Annotated in this window: 23 protein-coding genes; 4 read left to right on the top strand and 19 right to left on the bottom strand. The window is 40.2% G+C overall.

Going from position 1 to position 20557, the window contains the following annotated elements; genetic code table 11:
• Positions 1-4: 4 nt before the first annotated feature.
• The 4 genes from ACFQ21_RS10540 to ACFQ21_RS10525 form a co-directional block, all read right to left on the bottom strand.
• A complete protein-coding gene (locus tag ACFQ21_RS10540) occupies positions 5-1150 on the bottom strand; it encodes a DUF4249 domain-containing protein (RefSeq protein WP_377578720.1) in 1146 nt (381 codons plus the stop codon).
• A gap of 5 nt (positions 1151-1155) precedes the next feature.
• Positions 1156-3909 carry a TonB-dependent receptor gene (locus tag ACFQ21_RS10535; RefSeq protein WP_377578718.1) on the bottom strand — a complete coding sequence of 918 codons (2754 nt, stop codon included), beginning with the start codon at positions 3907-3909 and terminating at the stop codon, positions 1156-1158.
• The gene (locus tag ACFQ21_RS10530) at positions 3906-4637 is read right to left on the bottom strand and encodes a hypothetical protein (RefSeq protein WP_377578716.1); all 732 of its coding nucleotides are present in this window, start codon (positions 4635-4637) and stop codon (positions 3906-3908) included. Before ACFQ21_RS10530 ends, ACFQ21_RS10535 begins: the two co-directional genes overlap by 4 nt.
• 296 nt (positions 4638-4933) lie before the next feature.
• Positions 4934-6046, bottom strand: coding sequence for a DUF695 domain-containing protein (locus ACFQ21_RS10525; RefSeq protein WP_377578714.1), 1113 nt, complete (start codon positions 6044-6046; stop codon positions 4934-4936).
• A 160-nt stretch (positions 6047-6206) separates the two neighbouring features.
• Between ACFQ21_RS10525 and ACFQ21_RS10520 the strand changes: the two genes are divergently transcribed.
• Positions 6207-7151, top strand: coding sequence for a hypothetical protein (locus ACFQ21_RS10520; RefSeq protein ID WP_377578712.1), 945 nt, complete (start codon positions 6207-6209; stop codon positions 7149-7151).
• Between the two features lie 212 nt (positions 7152-7363).
• Here the strand turns inward: ACFQ21_RS10520 and ACFQ21_RS10515 are convergent, their stop codons facing one another.
• Together ACFQ21_RS10515 and ACFQ21_RS10510 are read right to left on the bottom strand one after the other, a co-directional pair.
• Positions 7364-8314 carry a hypothetical protein gene (locus ACFQ21_RS10515; RefSeq protein WP_377578710.1) on the bottom strand — a complete coding sequence of 317 codons (951 nt, stop codon included), beginning with the start codon at positions 8312-8314 and terminating at the stop codon, positions 7364-7366.
• Between the two features lie 45 nt (positions 8315-8359).
• A complete protein-coding gene (locus ACFQ21_RS10510; RefSeq protein WP_377578708.1) occupies positions 8360-9094 on the bottom strand; it encodes a hypothetical protein in 735 nt (244 codons plus the stop codon).
• A gap of 358 nt (positions 9095-9452) precedes the next feature.
• Here ACFQ21_RS10510 and ACFQ21_RS10505 point away from each other — a divergent pair, with 358 nt between their 5' ends.
• Positions 9453-9845, top strand: coding sequence for a hypothetical protein (locus tag ACFQ21_RS10505; protein WP_377578706.1), 393 nt, complete (start codon positions 9453-9455; stop codon positions 9843-9845).
• A 90-nt stretch (positions 9846-9935) separates the two neighbouring features.
• Positions 9936-10331, top strand: a complete 396-nt coding sequence (locus ACFQ21_RS10500; protein WP_377578704.1) for a hypothetical protein — start codon at positions 9936-9938, stop codon at positions 10329-10331.
• Positions 10332-10414: 83 nt separating this feature from the next.
• Here the strand turns inward: ACFQ21_RS10500 and ACFQ21_RS10495 are convergent, their stop codons facing one another.
• On the bottom strand, positions 10415-10753 hold the full coding sequence (locus ACFQ21_RS10495) for a winged helix-turn-helix transcriptional regulator (RefSeq protein ID WP_377578702.1): 339 nt from the start codon (positions 10751-10753) through the stop codon (positions 10415-10417).
• 127 nt (positions 10754-10880) lie between these two features.
• On the opposite strand from ACFQ21_RS10495, the gene ACFQ21_RS10490 reads away from it, so the two are divergent.
• On the top strand, positions 10881-11285 hold the full coding sequence (locus ACFQ21_RS10490; protein ID WP_377578700.1) for a DoxX family protein: 405 nt from the start codon (positions 10881-10883) through the stop codon (positions 11283-11285).
• Positions 11286-11497: 212 nt separating this feature from the next.
• On the opposite strand, the gene ACFQ21_RS10485 is transcribed toward ACFQ21_RS10490, so the two are convergent.
• From ACFQ21_RS10485 to ACFQ21_RS10430, 12 genes are all read right to left on the bottom strand, one after another.
• Positions 11498-11947, bottom strand: a complete 450-nt coding sequence (locus ACFQ21_RS10485; protein WP_377578698.1) for an SRPBCC family protein — start codon at positions 11945-11947, stop codon at positions 11498-11500.
• A gap of 36 nt (positions 11948-11983) precedes the next feature.
• Positions 11984-12289: a hypothetical protein gene (locus ACFQ21_RS10480; protein WP_377578696.1), complete on the bottom strand. Its 306-nt coding sequence runs from the start codon at positions 12287-12289 to the stop codon at positions 11984-11986.
• Positions 12290-12302: 13 nt separating this feature from the next.
• The gene (locus ACFQ21_RS10475) at positions 12303-12896 is read right to left on the bottom strand and encodes an SMI1/KNR4 family protein (RefSeq protein ID WP_377578694.1); all 594 of its coding nucleotides are present in this window, start codon (positions 12894-12896) and stop codon (positions 12303-12305) included.
• Between the two features lie 92 nt (positions 12897-12988).
• Positions 12989-13591: a CDP-alcohol phosphatidyltransferase family protein gene (locus ACFQ21_RS10470; protein WP_377578692.1), complete on the bottom strand. Its 603-nt coding sequence runs from the start codon at positions 13589-13591 to the stop codon at positions 12989-12991.
• A 154-nt stretch (positions 13592-13745) separates the two neighbouring features.
• Complete coding sequence (locus ACFQ21_RS10465; RefSeq protein ID WP_377578690.1) at positions 13746-14216, bottom strand: hypothetical protein; 471 nt, start codon at positions 14214-14216, stop codon at positions 13746-13748.
• A 147-nt stretch (positions 14217-14363) separates the two neighbouring features.
• Positions 14364-14927 (bottom strand): dihydrofolate reductase family protein, encoded by a 564-nt coding sequence (locus ACFQ21_RS10460; protein WP_377578688.1) that lies wholly within the window; start codon positions 14925-14927, stop codon positions 14364-14366.
• A 174-nt stretch (positions 14928-15101) separates the two neighbouring features.
• Positions 15102-15515: a YybH family protein gene (locus ACFQ21_RS10455; protein WP_377578686.1), complete on the bottom strand. Its 414-nt coding sequence runs from the start codon at positions 15513-15515 to the stop codon at positions 15102-15104.
• A gap of 58 nt (positions 15516-15573) precedes the next feature.
• Entirely contained in the window at positions 15574-16011 is a 438-nt protein-coding gene (locus ACFQ21_RS10450; protein WP_377578684.1) for a DUF4304 domain-containing protein, read from the bottom strand.
• Between the two features lie 33 nt (positions 16012-16044).
• Positions 16045-16587 (bottom strand): hypothetical protein, encoded by a 543-nt coding sequence (locus ACFQ21_RS10445; protein WP_377578682.1) that lies wholly within the window; start codon positions 16585-16587, stop codon positions 16045-16047.
• Positions 16588-17139: 552 nt separating this feature from the next.
• Entirely contained in the window at positions 17140-18150 is a 1011-nt protein-coding gene (locus tag ACFQ21_RS10440) for a hypothetical protein (RefSeq protein ID WP_377578680.1), read from the bottom strand.
• 555 nt (positions 18151-18705) lie between these two features.
• Positions 18706-19431 (bottom strand): hypothetical protein, encoded by a 726-nt coding sequence (locus ACFQ21_RS10435; protein ID WP_377578678.1) that lies wholly within the window; start codon positions 19429-19431, stop codon positions 18706-18708.
• A gap of 273 nt (positions 19432-19704) precedes the next feature.
• Positions 19705-20557, bottom strand: an 853-nt coding sequence (locus tag ACFQ21_RS10430; protein ID WP_377578676.1) for a hypothetical protein, incomplete at its 5' end; no start/stop codon positions are given.

Raw genomic sequence — 20557 nt, 5'->3', positions numbered from 1 at the left:
TGTTTTATTGCCAGAATGCAGGTTTTGTAGTAGTACCTCCTTGTGTCCGGCAATCGGCACATGATTTAGACGAGTAAGTATATCCGATCAAGATCGGTCCATTGTTGGCAGTACCAATCAACTCATTGAAGTCCGGATAGTAGTTCGGTACATCCGCCAGCAACAGCGTATCGAGGGTACAGTTACCAACCGTTTGAAATGCTTTCAGGTGATCGGGAAGATCGAGCAGTCCGATGAAAAATCTTTTTTCCTGAACAGAGCCACCACTGAAATAACCCAGCACCGGTTCACCGGTATCGCTCACGTTATGAATATTGCCGGTCACTTTTCCGGGCTGCGGATCGAAAAGTCCGCCCAGGCTCTCCGTTGTTTTTTGAAGTTCCTCCCAGTAGTCGTACGCTTCACGGGTAAGTACGCGCTGCTTCAGCAGCATGCTATATTTGATGAACAGTTTCTGCGATCCTTTCGAAATATTAACAACCGGGAATTCGCTGATCATATCTTGCTGTAATTTTTCAGACGAGTTGATGATGATGTGCTTGGAAGACGTAGTTCGCCAGCAGCGATGTACATATTCACTATACGGCCGGTCTATTATTTCTCCGTCTACCCAGATCAACCCTGATACATATACCGCTGTATATTCCCAAGTCTCATCATAGCTCCACTGGTAGTAGCGGCTGTCACCGGTGTCATCGTGCGTGGATACAACAATGCTGATGCTGTTGTCGCCCGGTATAAATTTCAGATCATCGATGGGTGGGGACTCTTTCAGCTCAATATAGTCTGATAAGTATTCCTTTGTATCGAATGTACGAACGCGAAGCCTGTATTTACTGCCCATGTCGATCGGTATGCCTGAGCCGGTATAATTCCCCGCCTGGTCACCCAGCAGTGCCGTGCGGTTGCCTTTGTCATCTTCCACAAAAATGGTAGCATTAGTTTCCGCAGGAGGAGAGTCCGTTGATGACAGCGGTATAGCGCGCGAGAGCTTTACGGTAGCGGTTCCATCTGTGCTGTTAACAAAACCATCTACTACCAGGTAGTTGGTGTCGGATTCAATAACCGGTGGTGCATAGGGTTCTACACAGCCCGTCAGAAATGCTATATATAGTAAGATCAGAAGTGAGTATCGGTATAGGGCTTTCATGATCTTTAGAATTTAAAGTTGTAGGTAATGGTTGGAATAGGACGTGCGAAGATTGACATTTTATATCCTCTGATTCTGCCATTCTCTGAAGTGAAGTAAACTGAGTAAGCATTCTCGCGACCCCACAGGTTATACACTGCGAATGTCCACGAGCTGTGTGCGAGCTTCCGTACTTTGTGATTACCTTCTATGTTAATAGATATATCGGTGCGGATATAGTCTGGGATGCGGAAGGCGTTACGATCTGAGTAGTAAACACGCATCGATCCCCCCAGGTCATATTTGGCAATCGGTAAGGTGATGGGCCGGCCGGTGCTATATACTATATTCATCGAGAAGTTAAATCGTCTGCTGAATTTATAGTTACCGATAAAGTTTATAGCATGCGGTTTGTCATAGCTGCTCGGGTAATACTTACCACTGTTGATGGTTTCGCTGGCCGTATTGCCCAGTGTCTTTAGCATGGTGCGCGAATAGGTATAGCTGATCCACCCGTTTAATTTACCCGTTGCTTTCTTTAACATGAATTCCACGCCATACGCTTTGCCTTCTGCATTGAGTATATCGGTTTCAAGATGATGATTCAGCAGGAGGGAAGCGCCATCTTTGAAGTCAGTGGCATTTTGTATTTTCTTGTAATAGCCTTCCAGTGACACTTCGATCATATTGCCGCGCAGATTTTTATAGAAGCCGGCGGAAATCTGATCGCCAACCTGTGGACGGATATAGCTGTCGCTGAGTTTCCATATATCGGTGGGCGCAATTACGGTTGTATTGGATAGCATTTGTATATACTGTCGCATACGATTATAGCTGAACTTCAACGAAGCACTTTCAGATAAAAGATAGCGTACCGAAATACGTGGCTCCGCACCGTGATAGGTTGCTATAGGGCCTGAACCATATTGAACGGTATCTTGTATGGATGATTCCTGGCGTGGTACACCAGGTGCATAGCGGTATACTTCGCGAGGACCATAATTCTGATAGTAGGAGTAGCGGAGGCCGGCATAAACAGAGAAGGTAGGTGTTATATCAAAGTTCTCACCTACATATAATGCACTTTCTACTCCCTGCTCGTCTTGCAACACATCCGGAACTACCATGGACTCGGAACCATGCGGTTGATAATTGCCGGGTGACAGATCGTACCGTGTAACACTTGCGCCCGCTGTAATGGTATGTTTTGCGTTCGGGAAATAATTTATATCTGCTTTTGCGTTCCATTGCTTGATGGCAAAGTCCATTTCAAAAGCATTGATGGGACTGGAGTTACTCGTTACTGCATATTCATACCGGCTATAGGTCCCTGTAAGTACACCGTATAGCTTGGAGTTGAAAACGTGTTTCCATTTTAGCGAAGCATTGCGGTCGCTGTAGTTATAGGCTGTATCCGAATTGAGTTTGAATTTATCCTTACTCATATATCCCGACAGGTATATATTATTGTCATCATCTATTTTATGACTGATGCTTGCGTTCAGATCGTAAAACGAAGCATCGCTGCTTTTCAGTTCATCTGTTTTTACACGATCGAGGATCCAGTCAGAATAGGTAGAGCGTACTCCTAACAGAAATGAAGTCTTGTCTTTTATGATAGGCCCTTCAAGACTAAAGCGACCTGTAATTGGACTGATGCCTCCTGAACCTGAAATTTTTTTCAGATTTCCTTCGCGTGTATGTACATCGAGTACGGAGGAGAGTCGCCCGCCATATTCAGCATTGATGCCGCTTTTATAGAGCTCTACATTTTTGAGTACATCGGGGTTGAACGTAGAGAAGAATCCGAACAAGTGCGATGGATTATATACTGTCGCATCGTTATAAAGTATCAGGTTCTGGTTCGTAGCGCCACCGCGGACATTCAAACCAACGGTACCTTCACCAACGGTTTGCACTCCGGGTAATGTAAGTACTACTTTCATGATATCCGTTTCGCCCAATGCCAACGGCATTTGCTTCATGGTTTTGATGTCGAGTTTTTCCATACCCATCTGCATGCCGGTTACACGCGCATCGCGATCAGATTCAACCACAACTTCTTTCAGCGGAGTTATATCTTCTTCGATCTCTATATCAAGTCTGCCGTTCGCATAAAGCATTACCTGGCGATGTGTATTCTTCATGCCGATGCTTTTCACTTTCAGTATATGTTGTCCTTTGGGAAGTGTAAGTGAATAATGACCGAATTGATCGGTAGACGCTCCGATCATCGGGTTCTCCACGTAAACAGAAGCTCCAATTACGGGCTCCCCTGATTTTGAATCCCGAACCGTACCCGCGATAGTGGCTTTACCTTGCAGGTTATCGGTACGCGGGCCAATGGTATATAATTTCTCTTCGGCAAGTTTTTTCTTTTTCTCGCGCTGTTCAAAATCCGTATAGTCAAAAGAAGGAGCGGGCCTCGATTTGTTTTCTTCCGGGCCAAAGAACTCGAGCGGAAGCTCCGTGAGGATTTGCCTTTCGCGTGTAATGTAAATCTGGTTCTGATATATATTGTAATGCAATTCGGTTCCGGACAGAATCTTGTCCAGTACAGACGTTACCTCTTCATTGGATGCATTAAGATCAACGGTAAGGCTATCCGTCCATGAAGCATTGTATGATAAACGATAATCGGTTTGTTCTTCAATTTTGCTTACAACCTGTTGGAAGGTTGCTGCCGAAAACTGAGCGGTGATACGTGTTGCGCGTTGGCTATATCCGGTAGTAGCCATTACCACGAGAAGAAAGAAGGGAAAGGGTAGTTTTTTAATCATGGGTTTGTTTGGCTACGGTCGTGGAATTCAGCCAGGCGGGTAATATACTCCCGGCGGTTTTTTCGGTATGGCAGTTTCTTACCCTGCCTCACATATTGAACAGCTTCACGTTTCTGGTTTCCGAATAATTTTAGCAGGGCACCTTTACTTTTTATAGCATGGCACTGATTGTTCAGGCAGATATAGTAGCGTGTCTTCTCATCAAACTCGTGAACGATCTCCTGGGCAGTAAGTGTTTCCTGCAGAATCTTGATATGACGTGCGTATGCTCTAGTCTTACCGTTGTAAAGTACTTCATAGTATCCGGGCGATAAGCTCGTATCAGGCCGATTGACAAACACACGCTGATCTGGCAATGTAAACGAGCGAACCTTGTCTTTGGTAAGTTTCATTACACTGCTGCTGTAGTACGTTTCGGTAATCAGTTGATCGGAAGAGAGGTCGTACAACAACGGTACATTTTCGTACAGGTAGCCATCATAATATACGGAACCGAACACCCAGTCATCTGTTCCGAAGTAGGGATGTTCTTCTTTCAGCGAGAGGTATAATGCGTAGTCACTTCCATTATACAATTGCGCCTGGCCTTGAATGGCATTGTTGTAATTCTTAACAGCGCTGTTGACGGCAGCGGTAATAAAAGTTGTGTCATTTTTAAATGACTGCGCGAAGGCTGTCTGAGCAAGAAGCCAAAACAGAACAAACGGCAGGAAAGGGGAACGTTTCATGTCAGCGGTTTGGGTAACCACTAAAATATAGCTTTGAACAGTAAACACGCATACCGCTGAGATAAAAAATACAAATCATCCCCATCGTAGAGACTATTTTAATTAAAGTACCAGCGATGTTGTTCGTCTATAGGTCGATATTTTGATAAGACATATCTATAAAACCTGCGACAATGTCTATGATGATGGAGATTGCCACGCTGCAGGAATCGGAATACAACGCTACCCCTAGGCAGCGGCAGGATGGCGGCCAGCGGCATTGCTGATCGCCATTTTATGCTAATGCTACTTTCGGATCATCCGACCTCAAATCGACTGAACGATCGCCAGTACTTGTCTTTGAAAATGCCGAAGCTTATTTCAAATGAGTCTGCGAATGTATGTTGGATTTCATCAAAGACTCTGGATGGTTTTCTGAAGTCTTTGCATGCAAAGAATATAGCACGTATGTTGTTTGATGTTTCACGGCCAACATTGAGGTAGCCTTCAAAATCCTGGAGTTGTCCGGTTATATTATTTTCAATATCGTCCAACAGATGGAGTGTTTCTTCATCAGGCAGTCCACTGTCCTCAACACCATTATAGTTTATTTCAATAATGGCGGTCCAGGGATGAGAAGCTTTGCTGTCCCACGCGAGTAGATCGGTATTAATAACAGCGATCACTGGTTTGCCCTCTTCTGTTTCAGCTGTAAAACCAGAGTAATTATCATTCTCGGTGTTATGGCGTAACCCTTCGTACTTCTCTATAAACTCTTTTTCGCGCCAGATCAGGAAATCTCTGAGCTTCAGTATAGGAACCAGTTCTTTTTCTGCTTCACTTTTCCCAACAACAGTTATGTTGTCAAATGCCGTTGCAAATCTTAGTTCACCAAGGTAATGTTCTAAAAAAATAGAGGTTCCACTGGAGATGGTTGATGCAGCTTTCTCGTCAAAATCATCATGGTATACAACTGTAATATCTATCTCATCGGGATGGGCAGGATCTTCGATCGCGTAAAAAGACAAGTTGGAAGTGTTGAATGTATAGCCACTCATGTCGATCGAAACCGAATCAATATCCAACTCTTCCTCGTCTATGGGTTGTTTGAGCGCTATAATTTTCCACCCCTTTATTTCAGGTGCAGACTGAACCAGTTCTTCCACGAATACTATATTTTCGATGACACCATCGGCAGTAAATGTTAGCCTGACTATACCATCACCAGACATTCCCGCTGTAAAATGATAACCATCACGAAGCTCGTCTAATTTCGGAGAAAGTATGTTGAAGAAATTCTCTTTAACATCGCGTTTTTCTTTAATGACTTTATAGAGATTCCTTTCGTTTTTCTGAAACCAATTCCAGAAATCATGGTAAGATTGGATGGGGTCCTCCTTTTTATGGAGGATGTTTTTGAGAAAGTTCATAGGTTGGTGTACAAGGGTTATTGAAACCATGAATATAGGAAAATGCGAAACGATAAATTTTACTCTTTCAAAATAAAATTTGATGTAGTATTCCAGTTGTAATTCCAATTTTTGTCAACGTCAATTCAGATATATTAGTCTTACTAAACCTATACTTTTTATGGATATCCGAGGATCTGGCAAATGGATTATCGTAGCGGGCCTGATTGCCCTGTGCAGCATCTTCTTTACATCGATCTCGCTCTATCATACACTAGGAATATACCTGTGTCTTATCGAATCATTCTTTTGTGCTGCTTTTCTGTATATCGGACTTCTGGGTATCGATTCACTCAGTGATATACCTTTCGTTACAGAGGCCGAATACCCGAAGCTCAACGATACAGCTACCATGGCTATACCTATAGTTGCATTTGTTGTTTTAGGATTTGCCATATCCCTTAACACAGACAATCGGCTTGATAACCTGTTAAAGGAGAAAGGCGTAATTACCACTGCGATGATTCGCGATGGCTTTCAGGTATCGAGACGTTCACGCAGAGGTGTTTCTACTACTTCTGCCATTCAGATAACATTCCGGTTGAAGGATGGGAAACTTTTTAATGCGAGCTCGGATGTAAGTGACGAAGTGTATGAAAATCTGGTGCGCGGGCAAGGTGTAGACATCATCTACCTGCCAGCCAATCCATCCCTCTTTAAAGTAATTATTGGTAATGAAAATGCCCAGAAGTTTGGAGGTGTTCCCAATCGTGCTATTGAATTCTCCGATCTTGAAAAAGTCCTCGCGCTGCATGTTGACAGTGTACGCGATTACCTTAGTACTATTAGTGTATACTGGACCACCACAATCGAAAAGAGAAATTACTACTATGCCAACGAAAGTAAAAATGAATTGATAGCCCGGAAAAATGATGGAAGCCTGATATATCGCGGCCCCATGCTTATGAATATACATACCTTCCTGAGCGATGTTCCCGTACTTGAAAGGACACAAGACACAACGGCAACCGGTGAGACAGTAGGCACCACGTTGCTTACAGAAAAATACCGGATGAAATATAGCCTGGATCTGGATGCCGGAATGCTCACCATCGAACCTCGTTAACTGGCGCAAGTCTCCAGACTTGTGCCACCAATGTCAACAGTCTCCAGACTGTTGGGGGTTATTTCAATACTCAAGATAATCTATTCCATACTTGATCCCTGCTGTCATGAAAATTTTGCGGAGCGCTTCGAATTTATAATGAATATTTAAGTTTGTGGATTGAAAATTCATATCACTTTTTCAATGTTAGATCTCTTGGTTATAAAATGTACTTACAGCTGTGTCGGTGGAAGTTTATACTCAAACACCATCTCACACTTTTTATCTTCATAACTGTGACTGATGATAGAAACAAGCCCTTCCCCATTGTAGCTATATACATCGGTATAGGTTCCTTTGTCCGGGCATTCGTTCACTATAGTTGCAGCCTGTGTTTCGTAACGCATCAGCTTGCCGGTTTGGTCGTACTCGTATTTGCTTTCAAAAGATATATTGGTGGTTTTATCGTGATAGCCTTTTTCAGTTAGCGGCTTCCAGCCCTTGGTATATTGTGTTTTGGTTGTAAGAAAGAGTTTACCATCAACGAAGGTTTGTGATTCGCCAGCGATGTCTTTATAAGTATAAATAATAATCCGTGATGAAGTTGCGGGCCCATTCTCTCCGTAGTAATACTGTGATGTTATTTTTGTGGTGCGTCCTGAGTTATCATATTCATACTTTGTGAAGTCGCTCATGATGTCGGGCATTACCTGACCTTTTGCGTTTCGTTTTTTTGTTTTTATGAGTTTGTCCTTCAGGTTATAGAAGTAGTCCGTAATTTCCGGTGATGAAGGTTCTGTTAATTTTTGTTCTGTGCTGTCCAGATAGCTAAAGGTCAACCGGAATACTTTACCGGAACCATTTCGTTCGAACTCATACATCGAATGCGGTTGTCCGTTGGGAGTATAGTGTATTCTTGCAATCACTTGTCCTTTTTGGTCGAACCTGAATTTCATTTCTTTATGGCGTGTGCCTGACTGCTGTGCTGAATCCGACAGGCTCGTATATACGGTAACTTCCGTTATGCCTTTCTTCTTTACAGCGAGGCGCGGAAAAATAGTTTCATACTCATCTCTGATTTTTAGCGATGAATAGGAGCAGCATTCGGATGTGTTTTGTGCCTGAGTCGATTGAATTAAAAAAAGTAATACGATCAGTGAGAGCGGTGGTCGACTTGAGTTCATGAATAGCTAAAAGAATATTATAGGGTTGAAGTTGTTTGATAACGGTTAAATCTTTAAAAGTTTGGGTTTTACGTTATTGCAAAAGTGTTTAAAGGATGCCACGTTTCCAAGATGTTGGGTTCTGCCAAAGCCACAATTTTCAAATATAGTTCTCAGATAATCTATAAAGGAGGTCTGATGTACTTCATTCAGGAGATAGCTATCAATGCTGCGATAAGGTGTTATTTTGATCCCATAAGCAGGCCCGCCACTGATGTTGTCTTTGTGCAGATAGTCTGCGCTAAGCTTAAGGTAAGGCTTATCATCGCTGTCGTTCAAATCTTCAAGCCAGTACTCATCGGTCACCTGTTCTATCACATCATCCAGAGGTGCAATTTGAACTGGATCTGAGCCTTCCCATAAGCTATTTTCATCCGTTGTATAGTCCCACGCAAAATTGCATGACCCCACCTTTCTATAGAATAGCTGGAGCGAAAGAGGTACAAAGCCTATAGGTTCAACGGCTTTCTCCAGTTGCGTAATAAGTTTCGGAGCATTAGCGACCGGTTTATTTAGAGGGATATCGAAGCTATACTGTGCTTCCTTGTTAAAGTTGTAGCCCATGCTTAGAAGCTCGTGATAAGTTATTTCAAGATTATAAGCCGTACGGGGCATCGTTTCGGTTACGACACCCTCTATATCCATATAGTATTGTTCTGTGAAAGCTGCTTGACCTAAGCTTGTGATATCGGAATATACTGTTGCGGTTTCTCCGTTTTTATAACGCTCTGTGAAATTCATGCTTTGTAGGTGTGGTATTAACAGGTAAATAAGGCAATTATTTTGCTGTCGCATAGAGTCGGTGGTTATAAATGCTATCCTTGAATCACTCTGTTAAGCAGCGACTCGCACGAATGGGGGAGTGACAAGATGTACTTCGAAAAAGTATTTTTTGAATGTTTCTGTTCTTTGTAACATCTGTTTACCGATCAGCAACTCCGTAAAACCACCGAGGTGCTTATTTGGGACAAGACATACACGACTATATCTTTTTTTGAAAGATAAAGTAAATCTTACAATCATGTTGTTCATGATATTAGTATCGATGCCGGTTGAGGTTGACTTTGGATTTTTGCGGCCGGTATAAAAACCAAATAATATGCAACCATACTTCGACACAGATTATGCAACTATAACGTACGATACGAATAGCCATTCACTTATAGGTACCTGGAAAATGCCGGCATTACCCAATGAGTTCAGAACGTACATGGATACTTTACTTCATGCTATGGAACATTTTAAAACTGGCAAAGTGGTAGCGGATACGACAAAGATGGGTACACTGCATCCTGAAGATCAGGAGTGGGCATCTACAGAATGGAATACAATCGCTATTAAGAACGGGTATTCACATGCTGCAATCCTGTTGCCTCAAGATGTATATTCTCAGATGGCCGTTGAAGACACTATGAATGCTGTAATGGGCACCGTAACCTTCTCGTATTTCGATAATATAGAAGGTGCTTTGAATTGGATGAAGTCCATCTGAAATTGCTGATATTTTTAATGGACTATTATACAGCATTCATCATTTCGTAAGTCACTAAAATAGAAAGTACCAGATAGACATCAATAGCGAATGAAAGTATATTTCGAAAGTGATTATTTCGTTGTAAAGTATAGTACTGCCATACATGCTGTGGTAAATAAGTGGATAACAGCTCCTACATCTGTTGAATTCAGGGAAGGCATGGAAACTTTATTGCAGGCAATGATATACTATAAAGCCGGTAAAATTGTTTCAGACACTACCTATCTGGGTACGCTTTTGCAGGAGGATCAGGAATGGGCTGCTTCACACTGGTATAGACGGGCAGTTGAGGCTGGCTTTTCGCACAATGCTATTATAATACCAGCTAATCTTTTCACTGAGATGTCAGTGTATGCCACGCTGGATTCTATAGAAGAAAACGTAACAACCATCCGTTACTTTGATGCTATGGAAGATGCCATGGTGTGGATAAAACACGTTTAACTGGCGAAAGTCTAACGACTTGTGCCACACATGAGGACAGTCTTCCGGCTGTCCTATTTTTCTTTAAATGGCTAAGTATATAGTTACTTCCCCATAATCTTCTTCCGATGTGAAAGGCCCCACAGATGTAACTCGTCCATAACCTTTTCTAGCGACATACCATGGGGTGTAATAGAGTATATTACTGCAGGGGGAAATGTATCATAGACCTCACGTTTTATCAGTTTATTGATCTCCAGATTTTTCAGTTCTTTCGATAGAATTTTATCAGTAATACCATTCACCTCTTTCGACAATTCTTTGAATCGCTTCGGTCCTGATGACAACGAAAATAATATAAGCAGTTTCCATTTTCCTTCCAGCGCTTCCAACGCATCGCGTATAGAAAGCATATTTTTCGGACATCCACCTCTCGTCAACATTTTATATTACTGTTTTATTTTGCCTTTACTATCCCGCAGGATAGTGCTATCCTTTGGGATAGTACTATACATTCAAAAGTAAATATAGATAGGTTTGCAACATCAACGAAGAAAAATATATAGCAAGATGACAAGTGAACCGAAAAAATCAAAAGCCCTCCATGTTGTGCTTTGGATACTGCAAATTCTGCTAACCGCCATGTTGCTCTGGGCAGGTTTTACAAAATTGTTTGAACCGATTGAAAAGCTCTCTGCCATGTGGCCTTGGACAGGGCAGGTGCCGATAGCGTTTGTAAAGTTCACCGGTATAGTAGATGTGGTGGGTGCGATGGGATTAACATTACCCTCTCTATTACGCATCAAACCAAAGCTTACGCCCGTGGCAGCTATAGCGTTTTGTGTGCTAATGATCTGTGCAATCATTTTTCACATTGCCAGAGGAGAAGCTTCGCAGATAGGTATAAATATAGTTTTGATAATTATAGCCGCATTTGTGGCTTGGGGAAGGCTTACGAGGGCGGTTATCGGGTAACGATGAGCGTATAGTCTACTTTAAGACTATGCGCTGCCGCTAATCCAATAAAGATGAGTGGTCATTTTTCTTTGTCGATTTTATCAACGGTACTATCCATCACTTTCATCTCTCCATTGACAAGTTTTTTGTGAGTTGCTAGATGCTATTGTTTCTATATTTTCTGTTTGCCCTATAAATGCATTTAAACGATATCCCATAGCATCTACCTGTTACTGTTCTACAACTGATTTGATAAACTGGTTTCTGTTTCTTAGAAACGCAATCATGTAACGCTTTAAAATTATAGAGTTAAAAAATTTCCCCACTATACTATACGGAACTTCGTATTGAAATTTATCAGTCATTATAGTCTTGCCATCTTTCTCTTGGAAGTGATGCTCATGTTGCATACTCTTAAAGGCGCCCTTCAGCATTTTGTCTTCAAAGAAATATGGACGGTTGAACTTCGTGATTTCAACTGACAATTGTTGTCTTATTCCGAAATGTGTTGCCACCCAGGTTATCGTGTCACCTAATTCACAAAGTCCGCTCGTGCGGCCGGCTATAGCTTTTTCATTTGTCTGTTTTGTCGAGAGTTTATGAACATCAATATCGCGCGCGGCATCAAAACATTTGTGGATGTCGGCTTTTAATTCGGTTGCCAGATATATTGTTGTCATTTAATGTATCTCTTTCTCTGGATTTGCTATTGAGCATTAAAGCCTTGATACCCCATCAGAGTCACCTGCCTCCGGAGCTCTTCGCTGCATTGGATTTTCGGATTGCTTTCTTGTCCACTTTCGGCCATAGCGCCATAGCATGATCATGGCAAAGATGTGAAAAGACCAGTAAATAAACGTTCCTATTAAACGCCCAAAGCCATAGGCATCGCCCTTGAATGTACCGGCTTGCAACATTAACAAGCTGTGTGCTAAGGCAAGGAATGTTATAATATTTTTTATTGCTGTTAGCAGAAAAATTGCTGCTAAAAAGATAAATATATAGCCAAGTATGCGTTTCATTTTAGGGCATATCTCATTTGTCTTCCGAACTCTCTTCAATCAATTTGACTGTTGAATAAAATTCACTTCCAATCAATTTATCGAATGACTTGTAACGTCTGGCTCCTGGAAGCCAGTTAGCGTAAACCCATGCTTCCCATTCTTCTCCAAACTTAACCATAGGATTCAAAAGTATAACAGAGCCGTCAATCCATTCGGAAATTTGAAGGGTTTCATTCAGAAACGAAACTTTAAAGCACTCGCTTTTTTGGTCATCACCATACGTGAAATAGTCGTCTTCAGATATAGAGACGTCATCATGCTTATCGAATATTTCCAAAAAGTCCGGATCTTTCTTCTTTGTCCAGTCAATTTCTTCAACCGGATATAGACTGCCAGAGAAGAGTGATATTTGTTTGAAGCCATTTGTTACCAGAAGAAATTCCTTATAGGAAGGTGGAAGCTTTATACCTAATGACTTTTCTTTTTCTTCTATTGCTTTTAATTCAGCTCCGTCAAACCCTAACCAGTTGCTGGTTATAATGGACTTGTCGTAGTAGATCATGTTGTCTTTTACTTTGTTATGAATAGTCAGGCTGATTTTTTGAAGCAAATTAATCCAGTCCACTTGAGTTCTTTAAAATTGAAAATATAGTTTTGTTTCGCTGCCAGGAGGCACTTTTTACAAGGCCCCTGATTCTATTGTCTATCAACGCTATATTAATTAAATAACTTATTCTTTCGAAACGGAATTCCTTTCCTGATAAGATAAGCGTGATAGGCGCTTGGTATATCGTGCGTCCATGCTGGAAGAATCAGTGTGATCATTATTCTGTCGAGGTGGGCGATCAATCCAATTGTGATAGCTATTGCAAAAGGAAGACCTGCATAGCCGAATCCAATCAATGAAGTAAAAGCGATTAGTAGCGTTATTCCCCAGAGCTTTGAGAGAAATGCGTGTGTGCAGGTTTCTCTTTTAAATTTTAGCAAACTCACTACATAGCACATCGCTTCCATGACAAGAATTGTAATTACCGCTATATTATTATTTGCGATGAGATCAGGATGTAGCAGCCAGGTACTTACTCCTATAGAGAGCCAGAATAACATATCTGTCTGACTATCGAAACGTCTCAGGGCTGGAGACGAAACATCCAAATGCCTGGCAACAATTCCATCAAGTATATCGGATATTAAGCCCAGGTACATTAAAATAAGTACGATCCACTTTGCATCATCTCTTTGAAAATAAGTTAGCACTAGAATTACCGGTGCAAGAATAAGTCGGAATGTTGTTAATGCGAGGGGTACTTTTTTATACATGGTAATTGCATTAAGTGAGAGTATATTTCTATTTACTGATATTCGTTGTCTCCCCATCAGAGTCACCGGCCTCCAGGACTCCGATGGATCGGTAAATCAAAAATTTACCTTCGTCATCGTTCGATTGCTTATGTTCTAAAACTTGCCGAACGCTTCACTGCTTGACTTCCAATAAATCAGTCTTTATATTTCCCCAATGCTCGAACATGCTGTTTACCATTGTAGGTGTTAGTATTGAATCTTTACCGGTTAGTATTTTTAAATTATATTTTGATATTATTTCTTCTCTCGGTTGGAAGGAATAATAGACACCAACATGAACAGCTTGTCCAGGAGCAATTCTAACTTCCAACTCTTTCATTTCCGGGATTATCCTGCTATCGGTCGGAATGTCTTTAGGTCTTTTATTTTTATCGAGTTTATACAGTTTGAGAAGTTTGTTGTCATAGTTGTAGGTCTTCGGGTTTTCAAAGAATTGATTTTCATCACTACCCGGAGGAATTATATACCTGACAAAAATAATTTCGTTGGAGTTGTTTGCAATAACAAGATTCACTGCCCACGAGCAACTAGTCATTAATATAGCGATAAATGCAAATAGAATTAGGTTGATTGTTTTTGTCATTTTAACAAGATCGACAAATCTAAAATTTAATAGGTAAAGCGTATGGTTTTGACACCCTATCAGAGTCATCGGCCTCCGGGACTCTGATGTTTAGTAGTGAAATCCGTATATCTAAAATTTACCTTCATAATCGTTCGATGACACAATTCATTTTTTCAACGGCTCATAGTAAAGCACTATTTGGCCACCGCCAAGTGTTTTTGTTTTTGCAAGCTTAAGAACAATGCTGTCGTTTATGCTTTTAAAGAGAGTTAAACCCTGCCCTGCTATAACGGGATGAACGCAGAGTTGGTATTCGTCAAACAAATTAAGTTTTGTTAACGCAGCAATTAAACTCGGACTGCCCACTAAAATATCTTTACCCTCGTGGTCGTTCGATTGCTTCAATTCTAAAACTTCTTCTTCAAGACTTCTCTTGGCAAGCTTTACATTTTTCCAATTTACATTACTCAGCGTTCGGGAGAAAACAGTTTTGGGAATGTTTTCTATGATCACAGCAAAGTCGTCTGTGCGTTTATTGCCGGTGGGATTTTTAACTACCGTTGGCCAATAGCTTTCCATGAGTTGGTATGTTATCCTTCCGTATAGAAGATCGCCTCCGCTACGTAATAGGTCGGTATAGTGTTGATGCAGTTCGTCATCTGCAATAGCAGAAGTGTGGTCGCAAAACCCATCAAGTGTCATATTGATTGATGCAACTAATTTTCTCATAACTTTTTGTTTAAATCAATTGTCAAAAATTCTATGCCGGGTGCGAGATGAGATTTATAGACTATATATGTCTTTCTAAATATAACGATTCTGCTACTAAGCATAAGAGTCCCGGAGGCCGGTGACTCTGATGGGGCTGCTAAAGATTCTCCTGAGGTTGGAGAATTTTATTGCCTAAAAATTTAAAATACCCTCCAGGTTAGAATTGATAGGAGCGGAGGTGTGTTGATGAATTACTTTCCATTCATCTTTCTGTTTGATAAACCCGAGGGTAACTCTATTTTTCATGCTTCTTACAATAGTATTGCTGATGGAAATGGCTTGATAGGTAATCAAAGCACTTCCAAACCCAACATCTTTACCTTCGTGAATCTCTGTCATTTCAAAGATCACATTTACCTTTTCGTCTCCTAAGGAACCTAACCAACCTTTTATAGCATTAGACCAGTCTGTCAGACCTGTTTGATATCCTTGATTCCACATATCAAAAATCACAACATTGTCATGATACAATGCAATCATACTTTCGGTGTCTTTATTCCATGCCGATTGCTTATAGATTGTAAAGAAGTCTTGAAGCTGTTTCATAGGTTATATAACTTGTCGTATATGATTTATATGTTTGATTGTGATTCTGATGTTTTCTTTACTTGAACCCTAAGAAATTTTTAGCAACAATCGTAGTTTGAAGTAGCATATCAGGATACTTCTTTAAAAGTATTTTTGATGCCTCAACTGACTTGACAGATTCGATATAGGCAGTAAAATTGCTTTCTAAGGTTTCTACCAAAAAGTTTTCTTCGAGAAGATCAGGGGTGAATAAATCTGTTTCTCTCTCGTTTTGAGTAAAATAAAAACGAGTTCTAATATGCCCATCCCAATATTTGCATTTATCTGTGTTAGAACTGAGTGTGGTGAAAATATACCCTACATTAATGTAATAGGCATCACTGTAGCTTGATTTCTGTAGTCCGAGTATGATGTCTACTTCAGGATACAATAGATGGTATGCTGTGGACTTCTTAGCAAAACCTTTTGATCGTAGAAATCTGTGAAATATACCTTTGAAGTCTTTAGTCGTCATTTTTTTATTCGGGATTCAAAGTATTTGAATTCGTTAAATATAGGGTGCAAACATCCTTCCCTGAGGACGCTGAGGTAATAGACCTATCTTTTGTAAACTTTCAATAAAGTGTTCTTTACATAATACATTATTCGAAAGAGATTTTTTATTACAGTTTTCAATTTTGCATGCGTTATCTGATTCTTTAAACTTATTTTTTCTGAAATATTCTTCCATTGAGGCTGAATAGATTGTCATATCAGCGGGTGATATATAGGGATTGTCTATCCAATCACTTGTCTCAATATCAGGAACCTTGAATAGATAATTCTTACCTCCCCAATTCCATGCATTGCTGAGCTGCCAAAACTGTTTGCAAGATTTACATTGAAATAAGGAGTGCCCTTTAGGCGACTCACCTCGAAGATCAAGGTGTCGTAAGATATTCTTAGTTGCTTTGATCCGTTTGTCTATTTGATCACGTGATAATTCTAAAGGGGGATACTTCGCGCACGCGCAGGAGGTTGATTGGCCAAGTATTCTAAGCATACGTGAATTAGCAAAAATTACTGCTAAACTATATCTTTCTTGAGACAAAGATTTCTGCTGGGCATCAGAGTTGCGAAGGGAGGTAACACTGACAGGGTATCAAAGTTACAATTTAAGGTGATATATCAACTTATCGAAATGGAGAGACAGTCCAAGCATAGTCTCCGTTTCGGGACTATGCGTTTTTGAAAAGCTGCCTGTTGCTAAGTGAGTGCTTCCGTCAGAGTCCCCGGGGTGGAAGACTCTTCGGAGACTAAGGCAGGCGTACTATATAGTTACTTGAATAATTCTGCTACTAAGTATCAGAGTCCAGGTCGCGGTAGAGGCCGGTGACTCTGATGCAGTACAAGTGCGATGCTTAGTTTGTGCGGCGCTTCTTTTTGTCTATTATTTTTTTTGTTGTATTGCCAATGAATCTTTTTATCTTCTCGCTAGTCAATGTATAACCCAAGCTCAATACAAATGAGGTGGTTATAAGCCACGCTATATTTTTTGTCTCTGACATGTCCATTGCAGTTGTAGAAAAAAATCTAACATGACTTAATGCGTACAAGGATACCAAAAAGAAAACGAAGTATCCTAAAAAGCTAATTACACGTTTCATAAGTTTGATACTACAAATTTAATGTCATTCTCCACATTAACATTAATCTTTTGTTTGCCTGCGTTCGGTACAACACCTAACTCAAAAATTCCTTTTAACATTCGTTTAACATGATCTTGATAAGGTTGTTGTGTGATAAGGCTATTTCCTCCAGCTTCACATCCAGTTGGAATTGAATTGGTGTAAGCTTGATATACCTTTCCGCTACAAACAAAAGTTGTTAATGGCACATTTAAGCTGGAGGCTTTTTTCCATAAGCAATCAAACATTAGTTTTACACTGCCACTGCCAATTGCACCACTGGTAAAGCCAATTGTAAAGCCAATTATCCCACCTACAACGCCCCCGGCAACAGGATTACCGGCAGCAGTGGTTGCTATAGCACCGGCTTCGATGCCTTTGATTCCTAAGCTAACACCTGCCATCACTCCACCTGTAAATGCAGCCTCAGCAATGGCCTTCCACTCATCTTTTGTCTTAGGCAAACAACCACCAGAGCTGCTACGTCCATTTGCTGTGTTATTCCATGTTGAGCTTGGATTTTCGTAGGTATACTTTACCAGTTGTCTTAACTGAGCAAAGACTTGAACAACTGCAAATTTTTCCAGTTCCGTATATTTTGATGCGGAAGCGCCTATAGCTACCCTTTCCATAAAACTATTGCATTTTATGTTAAAAGATTCATAAGATTTAGTAGGCATCGTGTTTTTGATGTAATCGTAGAAGTCTATAAATATTTGCTTGAACGCAGCGGAAAATTCGCAAGCGTTAAGCTGATTAATCATTGATTGTCTGAACTCCTCGTTTGTCATTGCCTGCATTGTGCCTGCTTCGTCATCAAAAACTTTTACATTTTTTAGAAATGCCAGATTAGCGGGTATATTATCCAGACGCGAAAAGTCCGCTATCTTTATACCTTCGTTGTTAACTGAAATCAAATCTGAGTCAACTTTTATGTTGGAAAAAGTACTTTTTACATTTGCATATATACTTGCCTGGCTTGTCAACTTAAATGTATAGGCAGGTGTACCAGTATCACGTGGTAGAGTCGTAGTTGTATTGGGGCGAAGGGAACAACAGTATCATGTTGTTCAATCACACTTTGGTCGTTACAACTAAATGCAAATGTTAACAGTAGACAAAGTGTTGCTAGCGTAGTTTTTTTACCATGAAGAAGTACGAATTTTAGTTTGTTGGGCACAATAACACGCATTTATGTATAATATACTATACCGAAAAAATCTGGTTTTGCTCAAATTATTCTACCGGTAATTACTCTTATACTATCAACATGTAAATATTAATACCTCGTTAATGGTTAACCTATGGGTAAAATAGAATGGATTTTTTTCTGATAGAAAAACGACTAGAGAAGATTTCCTTAGAATCACCTGCTGTCAAGCATAGTCTCCGTTTCGGGACTATGTGTTTTTGAAAAAGCTGCCTGTTGCTAAGTGAGTGCTTCCGCCAGAGTCCCCGAGGCGGGAAACTCTTCGGAGACTTCGGGAGGCAAGAACCTGCGATATAGCATATGTTATAGCTATTGTTGTGCAGCGTAATTTTTACTCGAATATTTTTACTGGATTGTATTCAGTCACCACGTAATTTTCAGCGGTGAAGTCAATGTAGTAGTAATGAAATTTGTCCTGGTTGTTTAATTCTCCGTCTTTGTTTTTATCCTCCAATGTCCGGAAGTAAACCTTGCTCTCGCCTTTAATTAATTTGTAGTCATAGAACTCATGCAATTCTTTAGTAATTTTCTTAAAGTCAGTTCCATCAATTTTACTAATGTATAGCGCTTCTAAATCTGAGTGGCTTAATTCTTTGTCCCCGTTTGAGTCTCTATCCGAGATTGAGTATAAAAGGTATCCCGCCTTAGTTTTGCTAAATATCTCCCGAAGGAAATTCACATTCCTAATTAATATTTTTTTGTCTGTTAGTTTTCTTTCGTTTCTTCCTTTGTCTTGAAAGACCAAGTTTATAAAGTTTCCAATCAAATAATCTTGGTTAAAATAGCTTGAAGCGATGTCAGAACTTCCGTAAGAACCAGATCCAATTTTACTGTATCCGCCTCTTTCCTGTAAATCGACAAGTCCAATGGCAAAAATTAAAATGTCAGTGCTATCAAATTTTATAGGTAATTCCGAAACCAAAATCTTTGTCGTGTCTTTTACTCTGTCGTCAACAACGGAAGTCGTGTCAATTTTTTCCTCATAGTCGATCTTAGGTTGTTGTCCACAGGATGCGAACAGAGTCAATAACACAATACAAATAGCTAGTTCCCTCATCGTTTTAGTTGGATAAATCTTCCCCGAAAATTATGTTGTACAACGTTCTAATATAGGAATATCATTGTTTAAATGTGTTTATATATGGATATATTAGGCTCTGTTTTTTTTGATTAAAATATATTGGAGCAAGTCGAAGTATAGCTATAAAGCCGAAGCATAGTCTCCGTTTCGGGATGCTGCCTGGTGCTAAGTTTGTGCTTCCGCGAGAGTCCTCGAGGCGAGAGACTCTTCCGGGACTTTAAAGCATGACTATACTATGGCGCTTATATACTACACTTTCAATAAAGTCAGCTTTGTTTTTTGATTTGCTGTCAGTATGCCAGAAGATACAAGCGTCATTAACCCATCGTAAGAGATCCACCGTCCTTTTTCAATAGAGAATTCTGCAATTGCCTGATGTGTAAACTTCATAGTTGTTTCTGTTTTTTCTCCTTGGTTGTTTGACCGTGACGGAGTGTAAAATACCCCCTTCACATATTCTACAATGTTATATTTAACAACGGCTATATTTTCATTATTTACCTTCTTGATATCAATTAACTTCACTTCGTTAAATTTATATGAGCTGTCGCAGTCGAAATTCTGATCGTTAGAAATAAGATTAACATCCAGTTTCCAAGTGTCGCCTATTTTTACTGGTTTAGTAGGCAGCTCAAAGAATATGGAAATCAAATTTTTCTGGTTACTCTTTACCCAAAAGCTGTGGATGCCTCCTGATTGATATACAGAGCCACGTAGAACAACACCTTGGTTCATTGTTTGCAGCCTCGCTATAATCTCTTTCTTTACATCATCAACGGTATCCAGAGAGAGTTGTGTGTTTTTGTTTAGGTTCGCTACTACTGCGATATCGATAATTCCAGAACCTTTATTTGACAATGTAGTTACCAAGTCAACGCTTTTAAGAGACTCATTTATTTTTTTAAATATAGATTTGACTTCATCTATACCGGTTTTAGTGCTGTCTGAAAAAGATTCGTTAAGTGAGCCGAAATTTAAATCAATAGACGAAGTGTCAATGTTGGTCATCATCGTTAAGTAAGAAAGCTTTTCTTGCTTCCCTATTTTCCAATCCAGATCAACCTGTTGGTGTTTCTTTTGAGAAAAAGCATTCGATGTTAGA

The organism is Ohtaekwangia kribbensis, assembly GCF_042676245.1.
Lineage (GTDB): Bacteria > Bacteroidota > Bacteroidia > Cytophagales > Cyclobacteriaceae > Ohtaekwangia > Ohtaekwangia kribbensis.
Note: the sequence above shows the minus strand (reverse complement) of the source record. Positions and strands in the feature narration are given on the sequence as shown.